The sequence below is a fragment of the Agrococcus versicolor genome (assembly GCF_039531815.1).
Classification (GTDB): domain Bacteria; phylum Actinomycetota; class Actinomycetes; order Actinomycetales; family Microbacteriaceae; genus Agrococcus; species Agrococcus versicolor.
Window position 1 is genome coordinate 490,231 of the sequence record NZ_BAAAQT010000008.1, and the last position, 15,751, is coordinate 505,981.

5 protein-coding genes are annotated in these 15,751 nt (G+C 74.0%); 1 reads left to right on the forward strand and 4 read right to left on the reverse strand.

The window, feature by feature from the left end; translation table 11 throughout:
• Positions 1 to 61 precede the first annotated feature (61 nt).
• The gene (locus ABD249_RS14880) at positions 62 to 8,596 is read right to left on the reverse strand and encodes an SdrD B-like domain-containing protein (RefSeq protein WP_344344828.1); all 8,535 of its coding nucleotides are present in this window, start codon (positions 8,594 to 8,596) and stop codon (positions 62 to 64) included.
• Positions 8,597 to 8,840: 244 nt separating this feature from the next.
• Here ABD249_RS14880 and ABD249_RS14885 point away from each other — a divergent pair, with 244 nt between their 5' ends.
• Positions 8,841 to 10,529 carry an NAD(P)/FAD-dependent oxidoreductase gene (locus ABD249_RS14885; protein ID WP_344344829.1) on the forward strand — a complete coding sequence of 563 codons (1,689 nt, stop codon included), beginning with the start codon at positions 8,841 to 8,843 and terminating at the stop codon, positions 10,527 to 10,529.
• Positions 10,530 to 10,553: 24 nt separating this feature from the next.
• Here ABD249_RS14885 and nhaA read toward each other — a convergent pair whose 3' ends face one another.
• The 3 genes from nhaA to ABD249_RS14900 all read right to left on the reverse strand — a co-directional run bounded on the left by nhaA (position 10,554) and on the right by ABD249_RS14900 (position 15,696).
• Positions 10,554 to 12,386 (reverse strand): Na+/H+ antiporter NhaA, encoded by a 1,833-nt coding sequence (nhaA, locus tag ABD249_RS14890; RefSeq protein WP_344344830.1) that lies wholly within the window; start codon positions 12,384 to 12,386, stop codon positions 10,554 to 10,556.
• Positions 12,387 to 12,503: 117 nt separating this feature from the next.
• A complete protein-coding gene (locus ABD249_RS14895) occupies positions 12,504 to 13,916 on the reverse strand; it encodes a serine/threonine-protein kinase (RefSeq protein ID WP_344344831.1) in 1,413 nt (470 codons plus the stop codon).
• A 172-nt stretch (positions 13,917 to 14,088) separates the two neighbouring features.
• A complete protein-coding gene (locus ABD249_RS14900; protein ID WP_344344832.1) occupies positions 14,089 to 15,696 on the reverse strand; it encodes a serine/threonine-protein kinase in 1,608 nt (535 codons plus the stop codon).
• Positions 15,697 to 15,751 lie beyond the last annotated feature (55 nt).

Sequence of the window (15,751 nt, forward strand, 5' to 3'; positions counted from 1 at the left end):
TCGCACATGCGACGAAGGGCCCCGATCCTTGCGGATCGGGGCCCTTCGTCGTGCTGCGGCGCTACGCCCGGCGGCGACGCACGAGCAGCAGCACCGCACCCGCGAGCAGCAGGAGCAGGGTCACGCCCAGCAGCGCGAGCGGCAGCTCGCCACCCGTGCGCGGCAGGTCGACGCCCGGGATGGGCGCCGGGGCGACCACCGGTGCCGCCAGCGGGAAGTCCGCCGTCAGCACCGACTCGCCCGGCCCCACCTCGACCGCGACGGACTCGTCGCCCGTCGTGACGACGTAGCCCGCGGGCGCCGTCGCCATGTCGATCCGCACCGTGTACCGGCCCGGCGCGACGTCCTCGAACAGGTACGACCCGTCCTCGGCCGTGACCGTCTCGGCCACGACGCGACCCTGCGCGTCGAGCAGCTGCACGGTCACGCCGCCGAGGCCGCGCTCCCCCGCATCCTGCACGCCGTCGCGATCCTCGTCGTGGAAGACCACGTCGCCGACCGAGCCGGTGGGCACGAGGCCGTGCTCGACCGAGCCGACGCCGTCGACCGGCACCTGCACGACGACCTCGGCGGGCGTCGAGCCCACGAGGTGCGGCGGCACGGTGTCGAGGTCGATGCGCACCGACCAGTCGCCGGCGGGCACGTTCGGCAGCGTCCACGCGCCGTTCGCATCCGTGACGACCGTCAGCTCGATCGGGCCGAGCGGGCCCTGCCACGTCACGACGACCGTGACGTCCGGGATGCCCGGCTCGTCGTCGTCGCGCACGCCGTCGCCATCCCCGTCGACCCACACGACGCCCTCCAGCGTCTGCGTGCCGACGACGGGGAAGTCGACGTCGTCCCGTGCGTCGCCATCGGCGAGCACGATCTCGACGCTCGTCACCGGCTCCTCGAGCGCGCCGCCGAAGGGCGCCGTGCCCGCGGGCAGCGACTCGGGGTCGTAGGAGACGAGGGTCGGTCCGGTGGGCAGTCCCTCGACGAGGTAGCGCCCGTCGGCATCGGTCGTGACGACGACGGCCAGGTCGTCGTCCGTGCCGAGGATGCCGTCGACGCCGGCGGAGACCACGGTCACCGCGACGCCGGGCACGCCGGGCTCCAGCGCCGACTGCGCGCCGTCGCCATCCACCTCGAGCCACACGGTGTCGCCCACAGAGGCGCCACCGACGAACCCGAAGTCGAGCTCGTCCCGCGTCTGGCCGGGCTCGAGCGTCGTCACCGCACGGGAGTCGTCCCCGCCGTCCGGATCGGCGCTCGGCACGAGACCCGCGGGCACGCCCGTGAGCACCACGTCGAACGAGCCTGCCGGGAGGCCGCCCACGCTCCACGCGCCGTCGTCTCCGACGGTCGTCGTCCACGTGCGCTCGTCGCCCGTGCCGGGCTCGCCGTCGACGCCGTGCCACGTGACCGTGACGGTCACGCCCTCGAGGCCGGGCTCGCCGTCCCCGCGCTCGCCGTCGCCGTCCAGGTCGAGCCAGACGAGGTCGCCCAGCACGCCGGAGCCGGCGAAGCCGAAGTCGACGGCGAGATCCTCGACGCCCACGCCGTCCGCCGAGACGAGCTCGACGGTCGCGACGCCATCGGCACCCTCCACGACACCCGCGTCGACGCTCGGCGCGAGGCCGGCCGGCACGCCGTCCGCGACCGCGACGACGTAGGTGCCGTCGGGCAGGCCGGTCGCGCCGTAGCGGCCGTCCGCATCCGTCGGGAGGGTCGGGATCACGACGTCGTCCGCCGTGCCGAGCTCGCCGTCCGGGCCGAGCCAGGTCACGACCGTCGAGACGCCGACGAGCCGCGGCTCGCCCTCGTCGTCGACGCCGTTCGCGTCGTCGTCCCACCAGATGGCGTCGCCGAGCGCATTGAGCCCCTGGTAGCCGAAGTCGACGTCGAGCCGCTCGCGGCCCGTGTCGCCGAGCGCGACGAGCGCGGTCGACGGGTCGCCGTCGTCGGGGTCGGTCACGTTGGCGGCGCGGTCGGCGATGCCGCCGACGATCGTCACCGAGAACGCGCCGTCGGGCAGGCCGTCGACGCGGTAGGCGCCGGAGGCGTCCGTCGTCGCCGCGAAGACGAGGTCGTCGGCGGTGCCGAGCACGCCGTCGCGGCCGGCCCACGTGAGCTGCACGGGCTGGGCGGGAACGCCCGGCTCCGTCGTGCCCTGCGCGCCGTCGGCGTCGAGGTCGAGCCACACGAGGTCGCCGATCGAGCCTGCGCCGCGGAAGCCGAAGTCTGCCGTGGCGTGCGCCTCGCCCGTCTCGAGCGCGACGTTCGCGACGCCGAGCGCGACGCCCGACTCCGCGTAGGTCGGCAGGAGGCCGGCCTGCAGCGTGGCGAGGTCGACCGCGACGACGTAGTCGCCTGCGGGCAGCCCTGCGAAGCCGTACGCGCCGGAGGCGTCGGTCGTGGTCGAGAAGACCTCGTCGTCTGCGGTGCCGAGCTCGCCGTCCTCGCCCTCCCACGTCAGCAGCACGCGCACGCCCTCGAGGCCGTGCTCGGCCTCCGAGCGCTCGCCGTCGGCATCGAGGTCGAGCCACACGAGGTCGCCGATGGAGGCGGAGCCGCCGAAGCCGAAGTCCACGTCGGTGCGCGAGCCACCCGCGCCGAGCTCGATGGTCGCGCTGCCGTCGGCGTCCTCGACGGACTGGCCGTCGACGTCCCACGTCGGCGTCACGCCGGCCGGGAGCGACTCGGCGTCGACGGCGACGACGAACGTGCCCGCGGGAAGGCCCGCGAAGCCGTAGGAGCCGTCGGCGGCCGTCGTCGTGGTGAGCACGACGTCCTCGAAGCCCTCGCGCTGCCACGTGAGCGTCACGACGACGCCCTCGAGCCCCGGCTCGTCGACGCCCTGCGCGCCGTCGCCGTCTCGGTCGAGCCACACGAGGTCGCCGATCGAGCCGGTGCCGACGTAGCCGAAGTCCTGCGCGAGCGAGCCCGCGCCGTCGAGCGTCACCGTCGAGGCGCCGCTCGACGCGAGGCCATCGGCGTCGAACGTCTGCTGCACGCCGGCAGGCAGGCCACCCGTGACCGTGACGGTCCACGAGCCCTGCACGACCTGCGCGAAGAGGTAGCCGCCGTCGGCGTCGGTCACGGTCGTGAACGACAGGCCGTTCGGGCCGTCGGCGCGCAGCGTCACGCCCTCGATGCCGGGCTCGCCCGCATCCTGCACGCCGTCGCCGTCGAGGTCGAGCCACACGCGGTCGCCGAGCACGACGTCGGCGAAGAAGCCGAAGTCGACGTCGTCGAGCGTCTCCCCGTCGCCGATGCTGCCCGCCGCCTGCGAGTCGCCGTCGGCGTCCTCCTCGGCGTCGGGGTCGAACGTGTTGGCGATGCCCTCGGGCAGCGGTCCGACGACGCGGACGACGTAGGAGCCGGCCGGGAGGTTCGCGAATCCGTACGCGCCGTCGGCGTCGGTCGTCGTCCGGAAGGTCGACACCTCGCCTGCGGGGCCGGTGAGCACGAGCTCGAGGACGACGCCCTCGAGTCCGGGCTCACCTGCGTCGTCGACGCCGTCGCCGTCGCGGTCGAGCCACACGCGGTCGCCGAGCGAGCCGGTGCCCGCGTAGCCGAAGTCGAGGTCGACGCGACGCTCGGCGGCGCCGAGCACGATGGTCGTCTCGCCGTCCACGGTCGAATCGAGCTCGGTCACGGGACCGTACGAGTCGAGCGCCGCGGGCAGGGCGACGCGCACGCGCACGTCGCCGGCGGGGACGCCGGTCATCGACCACGCACCGGCCTCGTCGGTGGTCGTGGTGCGCGTGACATCGTCGGCCGTGCCGAGGTCGCCGTCGAGGCCTGCCCAGACGACGGTCACGGTCGCGCCGGGGATGCCGGCCTCGCCCTCGTCCTGCACGAAGTCGCGATCCTGGTCGAACCAGACGAGGTCGCCGAGCGAGCCGGCGCCGCGGACGCCGACGTCGGCATCGCGGTGCGCCTCGTCCTCGTCGAGGACGACGGCGAGGATGCCGTCCGCCGCGCTGCCATCGCCGTCGAACGACGGCACGAGGCCGTTCGTCGCGAGCACGGGCGACGCGCGATCGATGCGCACGTCGTAGGTGCCGCCGGGCAGGTGCTCCACGAGGTAGCGACCCTGCTCGTCGGTCACGACGGTGCGTGCGGGCTCGCCGCCGCCCTGACGGGTGACGATGACCGTCACGCCTGCGAGCAGCGGCTCGCCCTCGTCGATCACGCCATCGCCGTCGACGTCGTACCAGACGGTGTCGCCGATGGAGGCGAGGTCGACCTCGACCTCGACGACGTCGTCCGCGGCCTCGTACACCGGGTGCACGCGCTGATCGGCGTCCATCCTCGAGTCGAGCGGCAGGCCGTAGCCGGATGCCTCGGCCGTGTTCACGACCTCGGCGCCGTCGACCTCCTGCGACTCGTCCCATGCCGACGGCACGACGACCGAGTACGCGATCGTCACCGTCTGGCCCGGCGCGATGGGGCCCGCGATCTGCCAGACGAGCGTGCCGTCCGCCATGTCCTCGTCGACGCGATCGATGTCACCGGCCTGCGTGAGGTCGGTCGCGTCGACGTAGCCCTCGAGGCGTGCGTCGATCGAGTCCAGGGCGGCAACGTCGTACGCCGGCGAGGTGCCGGTGTTGGTCACGGCGATCGTGTACTGCAGCGTCTCGCCCGGCTTCGCGCGGCGCGTGTCGGCGTCGCCGACCTGCCCGACGACGTCCTTGTCGAGGACGAGCACGGGCGCCACGATGCCGACGTTCGCCGGCGAGCTCGGGGTCGCGGCGTCGAAGGAGCCGGCGGCGGGCACGCCCTCGGGGGTGCCGGCGACGCGGTCGGTCGTGTCGAAGTGCACGGCCGCCGTGTTCGTGACCGTCTGGCCGGATGCGGCGGGGCTCGCGACGTACCCGGCGTACCGGATGGTCACGACGCGCTCCGTGGGCACGGCCTGGAGGTCGCCGAGGAAGAAGCCGATCGTGCCCGTGTCGCCCTGCTCGGAGAGCGGGTCGACCGCGATGGGGCCGGTCGCCGAGACGAAGCGGTCGTAGACGATGCCGGCGGGGAGCCGGTCGAGCACCGTGGTGTCGAACGTCTGCGTGTTCGCGGGGATCGTGACGACCACCTGGTACTCGACGGTCTGGCCGATGGTCGCCGACGGCGTGAGCGCCGTCTTCGCGATCGTCGGGTTCGCGGGCACGACCTGGATGCCGTTCGTGCCCGCGTAGCCGCCTGCGGTCGAGGCGCTCGTGCGCTCGCCGGCGACGACGCCCGACAGCGACGTGCCCGTGACCGCGACGGTGTTGCGCAGCGTCGTGCCCGCCGTGAGCGGCGAGGCGACGACGACGCGGTAGCTCAGCGGCTGCGATGCGCCGGGAGCGAGGGACGCGATCGTCCATGTGATGGTGCGTGCGGACTCGTCCCACGCGCCGCCGCCGGGCAGCGTCGCGTCGCCGACGACGGGCCGGTTGGCCGCGTCGAGGGGCGTGAGGTCGACCGGCAGCGTGTCGACGACCTGCAGGTCGTGCGCCGTCGAGCGGTTCGTCGCGTTCGCGGGGGTCACCGTGTAGGTCAGCTGCTGGCCGGGCGAGACGACGCCGTCGGCGTCGTCGTGGCCCTTGCGGATGCTCAGGCTCGGCTCGACGATCCGCACCGAGTTGGTGGCGCGGGGGCCGGAGACCGCCGTCGTCCCGCCCTGGGGGTACCACGTGACGGTCGCGCTGTTGCCGATGGTGCGTCCGTGGACGTTGGCGGCGACGTCGTCGATGCGCACGCGCATCGTGAGCACGAGGACGTCGTCTCCGCTGCCTGCCGGGTTCGTGTACGTCTGCCCGAGCTCGATCCGGCCGTCGTTCACGCCGCCCGTCACGGACATCGTCTCGAGGAGCGGACCGCCGTTGAGGGTGCCCGAGCGATCGAGGATCGTGTAGCCCGTGTTGGGAGCGCTCATCGCGTCGACGACGAAGCCGCGCTGCATCGTGGTGCCCTCGGGCACGACGACCGTCACGGTGTAGGTGACGACCTCGCCGATCGTCGCCTGGTTGGCGAGCGCGTTGCCTGCCTCGGTGACGCTCGTGGTGTTGCTCTTCGTCACCGTCGGTGCGTCGATCGTGACGCGAGCGTCGTCCCGCGCGGCCGGGGTGCCGGCCGTGGGCGTGAGGGTCGTGTCGACGTTGCTCGCCGGGACGTGGGTGGTCGAGGCGCCGACGTTCGACGTCGTGACGTACTGGCGCACGCCCGCCGTGTTGGTCAGCGCGGTGCTCGGCGCGTAGGTGTCGGGGATGCGCACCGTGTACGGCAGCGCGAGCGAGCCGCCCGCGGCGATCGCCAGGTCGTCCCACTGCAGCTGCGCACGGCCGCCGACGACGGTGCACGTCGCGCCGTCGACCGACACGGCCTCGCAGCCGATGCCGGTGGGCAGGAGGTCGCGGACCGAGAGCCCGGTGACGTCGACGCCGCCGGCGTTGCGGATCGTGACCGTGTACGGCACGACGTCGCCGCCGTTGACGACGGTCGCGGTCGTCGACTTGTCGAGCGTCACGAGCGGCGCGGCGAAGGTCGCGGAGGCGTCGTCGCGCAGCTGCAGGACGTCGCCGTCGGTGTTGCGGTAGGCCAGCTTCGCGAGGTTGGCGACGAGGTCGTCGCTCGCGAGGCCCGTCTCGCCGGTGACGGTCGTGGAGATGACGACCTGGAAGACCTCGCCCTGCGCGGCGTCGGGCACGTCGGCGAGATCCCACGTCAGCGTCTGGCCGTCGACGACGAACGCGCTCTCGTTCGGCACGATCGAGCCGGTGTACGCGACGCCCTCGAAGGCGAAGCCGGCGGGCAGGAAGTCGCGCACGACGACGTCGAGCGTGTCGAGTCGGCTCGGGAAGGTCGCGGTGACGCGCCAGCAGACGCGGTCGCCGACCGCGAAGGCGCCTGCGGCGACCTCCGGCGACCATGCCGCGCTCGCGCAGTCGAGGCTGCCGCCGGCCGCCGGCGCGTCGGAGACGTCCTTCGACAGGGTGACGGTGCCCGTCGTCTGGCCGGCGCTCGAGGCGTCCAGGATCGGCAGCTGCGACGTGGTGCCGTCGTTCGCCGTGATGACGGTCGCGGTCGTCGAGAGCTCGACGGCGTTCGTCCAGCCGTCGTTCGCGGCGATGGGACCTGCGTCGCGGTAGTCGGCGAGCGTGCGTGCCGTGTACTCGATGACCGTCGAGGCATCCGGCGTCGTGAAGCCGGGCAGCACCCACGTGATGCGCTGCGTCCCGTCGCCCAGCACGACGACCTCGACGGGCTGCACGGTCGACGAGACGTACTCGAGCGAGGTCGGCAGCGTGTCGACGACCGTGATCTCGCCGGTCGAGAGCGCGTACTCGCTCGACTCGACGAGCAGGCCCCACTGGCTCAGCGTGCCCTGGCTCGTGACCTCGTCGCCCGAGCGCACCGACTTGTGGATCGAGACGTCCTCGGCCGAGACCGTGTAGGTCGACGAGACGGTGCGCGCGGCGCCGAGCGTCGTGCCCGTGGCCGAGACGCCGTTGACGAGCGACTGCTCGTCCACCGTCAGGGCGCCGGTGTTGTTCGCGAGGTTCGCCGTGTGCACGTCGAGCTCGGCGACGACGTTCTGTCGCAGCGGGATGGCGGCAACGTAGTCGAAGCGCAGCTCCGAGCGCGCGCCGACGCTCGAGCCCACGCCGCTGGCGGCGAGCGCCTGGGCGCTCCACTCGACGCGCGTGTAGACGCCCGCGGCGAGCGGGCCCTCGCCATCGGGGTCGGTGTCGACCGTCGTGACGCTCGTGGGCTCGATGCAGGGGTTCGCCGTCGCGCCGACGCCGACCATCCGACCCGATCCCGGGTACTCCTCGGTGTCCGCGGGGCTGGCGTCGACCGTGCCGCAGCCGAGGAACTCGAGGCCGGCGGGCAGGTGGTCGACGACGGAGAGGCCGGTCGTCGGCACGGTCAGGTTGTTGCGCACCGTGATCGTGTAGACCGTCGCGTGATCCTGTGCGCCGCGCAGCAGCTCCGCCTCGGCGCTCGGCTCGGACTTCGAGACCTCGAACGCGGCGATCGTCGTGCTCGCGTCGTCGGTGTTCGCACCGGTCGTGTCGTTCAGCTGCGGCTGACCCTGCGCGTCGAAGCGTGCGAGCGTCCGCGGGTTGGTCGAGGCTGCCGCGGCGATCTCGACGCCGACCGTCGAGCCGATCGTGGCGGTGGCGGGCGCCTGGAAGGTGGCCTCGAGCGAGACGCTCGCGCCGCGCACGAGGTCGGCGACGTTCGTCCACACGGCGAGCACGCGACCGTCGGCCAGCGTCGTCACGACGGGCGCGGGGTCGCTGGGGCTCGTCGATGCGACGCCGGTCGAGCCTGCGGGCAGGATCGCGCGGAACGACAGGTTGTAGGCGTCCGTGCCCGTGCCGTTCGTGGCGGTGAGCGTGAGCGGCACGACCTCGCCGAGCAGCACCGATGCGGGCAGCGACGCCTCGGCACCGATCGCGATCGCGCCCTGCGGCCCGGCCGCGACGAGCGTCTCGACCGCGGGACGCGGCTCGGCGGCGGAGGCGGCGGCGGCGGGCGCGAGCGCGGGTGCCACGAGCGTCGTGGCGAGCAGCGCGGCGGTCGCGAGGGCGGCCGTGATGGCAGGGCGGATGCGGCGAGACATGGGGCTCCGAAGGCGTGACGCGCTCTCGCGGCGGCGCGTGGCTGCGCGGCGAGAGAAGACGGTGAGGGAAAGGGCGATCTTTGCTCACCATTCGGTGACCGATGCTCACCATATATCGAGGATCCCTCGTCGCACCAGAGACGGCGTGTCTCACGTGCCCGTGTACCCCGAGCGGGGGGCACAGAGGATGCGCACGGGCCCATCGATGCCCCTGCCCGACGGTGCCCCGACCTATCCTGTCCACATGGATGCGCGCCCGGTGATCCTCCTCGCGACCGACGACGCCGCCGACTCGATCGAGCGCGAGTTCCGCGCCCGCTACGACCGCGACTACCGAATCGAGGTCGCGCCCGACGCGGCCTCGGCCCTCACGCTGCTCGCCGAGCTCGTCGCGGCCGGCTCGCCCATCGCGATGCTCGGCGCTGAGCGCCACCTGCCCGACTCCACGGGCCTCGAGCTGCTGCACGAGAGCCAGCGGCTCGCGCCCGCGGCACGACGCGTCGCGCTGCTCGTGACCGGCGAGTACGCCGGCGCCATCGACGAGATGCGTCGTGCGATCCTGCGTCGCGACATCGACACGTTCGTGGGGGTGCCGCGCGGCAAGCGCGACGAGGAGTTCCACATCGCGCTCACCGAGCTGCTGTCCGAGTGGGGATGGTCGGTCGCGGGTCCCGTGGTCTCCTCCGCCGACATCGTGGCCGAGCCCGGCGACCGCCGCGTCGGCGCCATCCGCGACCTCCTCGACCGGCTCGGCATGCCGAACCGCACGCTCGCACCCGACGACCCCGAGGCGCTCGGCATGCTCGAGCTCGCCGGCCCCGACCCCGTCCTCCCGCTCGTGCGCTCGTTCACGGGGCAGGTGCTGCAGGATGCGACGCCCGCCATGGTGAGCGAGGCGATGTACGGGGGCTTCGACGCGATCCCCGACGGCGAGGTCGCCGACGTCGTCGTCGTGGGCGCGGGACCGGCGGGGTTGGCGGCCGCCGTGTACGCCGCGTCCGAGGGGCTGTCGACCATCGTGCTCGAGCGCGATGCGATCGGCGGGCAGGCGGGCTCGTCGTCGATGATCCGCAACTACCTCGGCTTCCCCCGCGGCATCTCGGGCATGCGCCTCGCGCAGCGCTCGCGCATCCAGGCGGGCCGCTTCGGCGCGCGCTTCTACACGGGGCGCTCGGCCGTGCGCATCGAGCGCGGCCCCGAGCACGAGCCCGAGCACCACCATGTGCTCGTCGACGGCGCGCAGATCTGCGCCCGCACCGTCGTGCTCGCGACCGGCGTGCAGTACCGCAGGCTCGACGTCGACGGCGTCGACGAGCACGTGGGCAATGGCGTCACGTACGGCTCGGCGACGACGATGGCGCGCGAGATGCAGGACCGCGACGTGTTCGTCGTCGGCGCCGGCAACTCGGCCGGGCAGGCCGCGGTGCACCTCGCGAAGTTCGCGCGCTCCGTGACGATGCTCGTGCGTCGCGGCAGCCTCGCCGAGACGATGTCCGACTACCTGATCCGCGAGATCGCCGCGACGCCCGCCGTGGACGTGCGCTGCCGCACCGTCGTCGTCGACGGCGGCGGCGCCGCCCGGCTCGAGCACCTCACGGTCGAGGATCTCGACACCGGCGAACGCGAGACGCTGCCCGCCGACGGGCTCGTCTGCATGCTCGGCGCCGAGCCGTCGTGCGACTGGCTGCCCGACGACATCGCGCGCGACGATCACGGCTTCGTCGTCACCGGCCGCGACGTGCCGAGGGAGGCGTGGATCGACGACGTGCCACCTGCGAGCCTCGAGACCACGGTGCGCGGCATCTTCGCCGTCGGCGACGTGCGCGCCGGCTCGATGAAGCGCGTCGCGTCGGCCGCGGGCGAGGGCGCCTCCGCCCTCCCGCTCGTGCACGCGGAGCTCGCCCGCCTGCGCGCGCTCCAGCTGCGAGCCTGATCGGTCGGCGGCGCCCTCCGACCGCTACGAGCGGCGACGCTCCAGCACCGGCTGCCATGCCTCGAGGGCCGCGATGAGCGTGCGGGCGTCGTGCGGGCCGCGATGCCGCGTGCCGTTGAGGAAGAACGTCGGCGTGCCGCGCGCACCCGACTCGTGCGCCGATCGCGCGTGCGTGCGCACCCTGCGCGCGAGCGCCTCGTCGCGGATGTCCTCGTCGTACCGCTCGAGGTCGAGCCCCACCTGCTCGGCGTATCGGCGCAGATCGTCCGCCTCGAGGGCCGACTGGTTCGCGAAGAGCACGTCGTGCATCTCCCAGAACCGGCCCTGCCTGCCGGCGGCCTCGGCGGCGATCGCGGCGCCGCGCGCGTGCGGGTGCACGTCGTCGAGGGGAAGGTGACGCACGACGTAGCGCACGCGGTCGCCGAAGTGGTCCTTCATGTCCTTCCACATGCCGGTGGCGCGCGCGCAGAAGGGGCACTCGAAGTCGAGGTACTCGACGACGGTGAGCACGGCATCCTCCGTGCCGCGCACGTGGTCGCGCTCGAGGTCGACCTCGGGCTCGAGCGTCGAGGGCAGGTCGGCCTCCGTCTCGCCCATGCGTGTGCGTGCGACGCGGAAGACGATCCAGCCGAGCACCCACGACAGCACGAGCGCGATGAGCACGCCGACCGTCGCGGCATCCGCCGTCGCCCCCTCGAACGCGAGGGAGATGATGAGCAGCGACATCGTGAAGCCGATGCCGGAGAGCGCCGCGCCGCCCGCGACGCTGCCCGGGCCGACGCCGTCGGGCAGGCTGCCGAGGTTGGCGCGCACGGCTGCCCACGCGCCCAGGGCGATGCCGCCGAGCTTGCCGAGCGTGAGGCCAGCCACGACGCCCCACGTCACGGGGCTCGTCAACGCATCGGCCAGCACGCCGCCACGCAGGTCGACGCCCGCGTTCGCGAGCGCGAAGATCGGCACGATCACGAGCGACACGGGCCCGCGCAGCACCTCGTGCAGGCGCTGGTTGACGGAGATGGATCGCGACAGGCCGCGCTGCACGAGTCGTGCGACCCCAGCGTCCGGCGACTGCCAGTAGTCGCGGAAGAGGTGCTTCGCGGCCAGCACGTCGCTGCGCTCGGTCGCCGCGGCGGGCACGAGCAGACCCGCCGCCATGCCCGCGAGCGAGGGGTGGATGCCCGACAGCAGCGTCGCGGCCCACAGCACGACGATGACCGTGACGTACGGGCTCGACCGCCACTGCCTGGCGCGGCCGAGCCAGAAGAGCAGCGCGAGGCAGACGAGCGCGATGCCGAGCGGCATGAGCTGCACGTCGTCGGTGTAGAAGACGCCGATGATCGCGACGGCGAGGAAGTCGTCGACGACGGTGAGCGTCAGCAGGAACACGCGCAGCTGGCCCGAGATGCGCGGACCGACGAGCGCGAGGGCGCCGAGGAGGAACGCGGTGTCGGTGCCGATCACCACGCCCCATCCGCTCGCCGCCTCGCGGCCCGCGATCGCGAGGTAGATGACGGCCGGCAGCGCGACGCCGACGAGCCCGGCGACGAGCGGCACGATGGCTCTGCTTCGCTGCCGCAGGGATCCGACGGCGAGCTCCTCGCGCACCTCGAGCCCGATGAGGAAGAAGAAGATCACCATGAGGCCGTCGTTCACCCAGTGGTGGAGGCTCAGGTCGATCGCGAAGTCGCCGACCGTGACCGCGGCATGCGTCTCCCACAGGCCGACGTACGCGTCGGACCACGGCGAGTTCGCCCACGCGAGCGCGACGATCGCGACCGCGACGAGCAGCAGCGCGCTCCCCGACTCCGTGCGCAGCCGATCGATGACGGCCTGCGCCCACCCGGTTCCACGTGCCATGCAGTGCCCTCTCGCCGCATCCGACCGTGCTTGCACGGTACCCGTCAGGGTGCGGCAACGCGTGGACGGGGGATGCGCTTCCCGGCGAGGGAGGCCCTGGCGGGTCCTGGCTCCGGATCAGCCGTTCCCGTTGCCGTTGCCGCTGTTCGAGCCGGGGCCGTTGCCGTTGCCGTTGCCGTTCCCGTTCCCGTTGCCCGTGCCGCTGCTCGAGCCGGAGCCGCCGCCCGTCGCCGGGGCGTCCGTGACGACCGGCTGCTGCGGGGTGACGTCGACGACGGTGGTCGGGGTCTCGACCGGATCGGCGACGGTGGGGGCCTCGGCCGGATCGGCGACGGTCGTCGGCGAGGGCGCGATGGACGGCTGCGCCGTCTCGGCGACCTCGACGGGTGCGTCGGGCGTCGCGGGCGGCTGGAGCGCGATGGCGTGGACGACGAGCGCGACCGCGGCGAACGAGGCGGCGGCCGCTCCCACGAGCACGCCGCGGCGGATGCGACGGCGCCGCGCGTCGGGGGCGATCGCGACCGGTGCGGTGGCGGTGGCAGTGGCAGTGACCGAGCTCGACGAGGTCGCGGCGGCTGCGGCGGCGACGGTCGCTGCCGGCAGGACCGCGGCGGCCGCCCCCGCGACGGGCAGGATCGCGGTCGGCGCCGGCGCCTCTTCCACGAGCGTGGGCACGCGGTCGTTCGCGAGGGCCGAGACGGCGTCGAGCAGGTCCTCCGCGGTCGGCCGATCCTCCGGGGCGCGCGCGGTCATGGCTGTGAGGAGCTCGCCCCAGCGCGGATGCACGGTCGACGGCACCACGGGATCCCGCAGCATCCTGGCGGTGAGCGCCTCGAGCATGGGGCCGGGGAACTCGCGCTCGCCCGTGATGGTCTCGAGCACGACGAGGCCGAGCGCGTAGATGTCGGCTGCCGGGGTCGCGCGAGCGCCCTCGGCCTGCTCGGGGCTCAGGTAGGCGGCGGTGCCGAGCACCGTGCCCGTGACGGTCAGGCGCGCGCTGCTCTCGAGGGCGGCGATGCCGAAGTCGGCGAGCCTCGCGTCGAACTCGCGACGGGCGAGCGGCGACGGCGCCAGCAGGATGTTCGACGGCTTCACGTCGCGATGCACGATGCCGCGAGCGTGGACGACGGCGAGCGCCTCGGCCATGTCCTGCACGAGCCGCACGAGGTCCGCGTCCGCGATCGGTCCCTGCGCGCGACGGCGAGCGAGGGTGGGCCCGTCGACGAGCTCCATGACGATGATCGTGCTCATGCCGTTCGCGAGCCGCACGGTCGCGGCGTCGAAGATCGTCACGAGCGAGCGGTGGCCGAGGGTCGCGAGCATGTCGATCTCGGCGCGCTCGCGCTGCCGTGCGACGGGATCCTCGGTCGTGTGCGCGAGCACCTTCACCGCGACGTCGCGGCGCAGCACCTCGTCGGTCGCCCGATGCACGCTCGCCATCCCGCCCGCGCCCAGCAGCGGGCCGAGGCGGTAGCGCCCCGCGAGCAGCGTCCCGGCCTCGAGGGTCGGCAGCGCGGGATGGTCGTCCATGTCGTGGCGAGCGTAGCCCGCGCGGGGAGGACGCGAGGAGGGTTGCGGGGGTGGTGCGGTGCGTGCATGCACGCGGCGACGGTGGGGTGCGTCGCGACGGCGTCCGGCCTGATGAGGTGATGCTGCGCGCGGCGTGCGCACGATCGATGGCTCGCGCCCGGTCCGCTCCGGGCTACGGGGTGGGGAGGACGGACGGCACCGGGACTGCGTCCGAGGGCACCGGCTCCGGCGCGCTCGGCTCTGGCACCTGCGTCGGCTCGGGCACGGGCTCCTGGGTCGGCTGCGGCGCGGGGGCCTGCGTCGGCTGCTCCGTCGGCTGCTCGGTCGCGGGGGCCGTCTCGGTCGGCGTCACCGTCGGGCTCGGCTGCGGCTGCGTCGGCTGCTGCGTCGGCTCGGTCGAGGCGGGAGCCTGCGAGGGCTCGGGGGCGTCGGACGACTCGACGGGCGGATCGGCGACCTCGGCGGGAGCGCTGGGCGACGGGTCGTCGCCGGGCAGCGACTGCACGGCGATCGCAGCGACCACGACGATGGCCGCCGCCGCCACGACGCCGATCGATCCCAGCAGGATGCCGCGTCGGCGGCGGCGCGACCGTGCATCCTCGTCGGCGGCGGGGCCGACCACGGGCAGCACGCTCGTGGCGGTCGAGCCGTCTTCGGCGCTCGCGCCCACGGCTCCGCCGGCGGCGCTCGCGGCGACCCCGGCTGCACCGCCTACGGCACCGGCCGCGGCAGGGCGCGTCGCGTCCGACCGCACCGCATCCGTCTGCACCGCATCCGCCCGCACCGTGCTGGTCGCGGACGTCGCGACGTCCTGCGGCGCCGTCGTCGCCGAGGCGAGCAGCGCCGTCGCGGCGGCCGTCGGCGCCGCGGGGATGATGGCGGTCGCGACGTCGGAGCCGGGATCGGCGACGACGCGGGTGGCGACGTCGCCATCGCCGAGCGCGGCGAGACGGGCGCGCAGCTCGTCGGTCGTGGGGCGCTGCGAGGGATCGCGCGACGTCATGGCGCGCAGCAGCGCCGTCCATGCCGGGTCGACGGTCGGCGGCACGACGGGATCGCGCAGCATGCGCGCCGTGAGCGCCTCGAGCATGGGGCCGGGGAAGGCGCGCTCGCCCGTCATCGCCTCCAGCAGCACGAGACCGAGGGCGTAGACGTCGGCGCTCGGGCCGACGTCGCCGCCGGCGGCCTGCTCGGGGCTGAGGTAGGCGGCAGTGCCGAGGACGGCGCCGGTCGCGGTGCGGCGCTCGGCGCCGTCGATCACGGCGATCCCGAAGTCGGCCAGGCGCGCGTCGAACTCGTGCTCGGGCAGCGGCGACGGGGCGAGCAGGATGTTCGACGGCTTCACGTCGCGGTGCACGACGCCCGCGGCATGCACGACGGCGAGCGCCTCTGCGAGGTCCTGCGCCATGCGCACGAGCTCGGCGTCGGTGATGGGGCCCTCCGCGCGGCGCTGCGAGAGCGTCGGTCCGTCGACGAGCTCCATGACGAGCACGAGGCCGTCGGCACCGTCGACGCCCATGGGCACGGCGTCGTAGATCGTGACGAGCGAGCGGTGGCTCAGCGTCGCGAGCAGGTCGATCTCGAGCCGCTCCCGGTCGCGCGCCGAGGCATCCGCCTCGCCGCCGCCGACGACCTTGATCGCGACGTCGCGTCCGAGCACCTGGTCGCGAGCGCGATGCACGGTCGCCGTGCCGCCGCGGCCGATGCGCTCGCCGACGAGGTACCGCCCGGCGAGCAGCGCGCCGGGTGCGAGCGCGTCGTCGCCATCGCCCATGTCCATGCGTCGAGCCTCCTCGGATCCCGCACCGAGCCTAGGCGCGCCGCGGCCGCGGTGC

Bases quoted from the DNA above. Each gene is read 5' to 3' on its own strand.
- ABD249_RS14900 (WP_344344832.1), bottom strand. From the start codon at position 15,696: ATGGACATGGGCGATGGCGACGACGCGCTCGCACCCGGCGCGCTGCTC.
- nhaA (WP_344344830.1), bottom strand. From the start codon at position 12,386: ATGGCACGTGGAACCGGGTGGGCGCAGGCCGTCATCGATCGGCTGCGC.
- ABD249_RS14880 (WP_344344828.1), bottom strand. From the start codon at position 8,596: ATGTCTCGCCGCATCCGCCCTGCCATCACGGCCGCCCTCGCGACCGCC.
- ABD249_RS14895 (WP_344344831.1), bottom strand. From the start codon at position 13,916: ATGGACGACCATCCCGCGCTGCCGACCCTCGAGGCCGGGACGCTGCTC.
- ABD249_RS14885 (WP_344344829.1), top strand. From the start codon at position 8,841: ATGGATGCGCGCCCGGTGATCCTCCTCGCGACCGACGACGCCGCCGAC.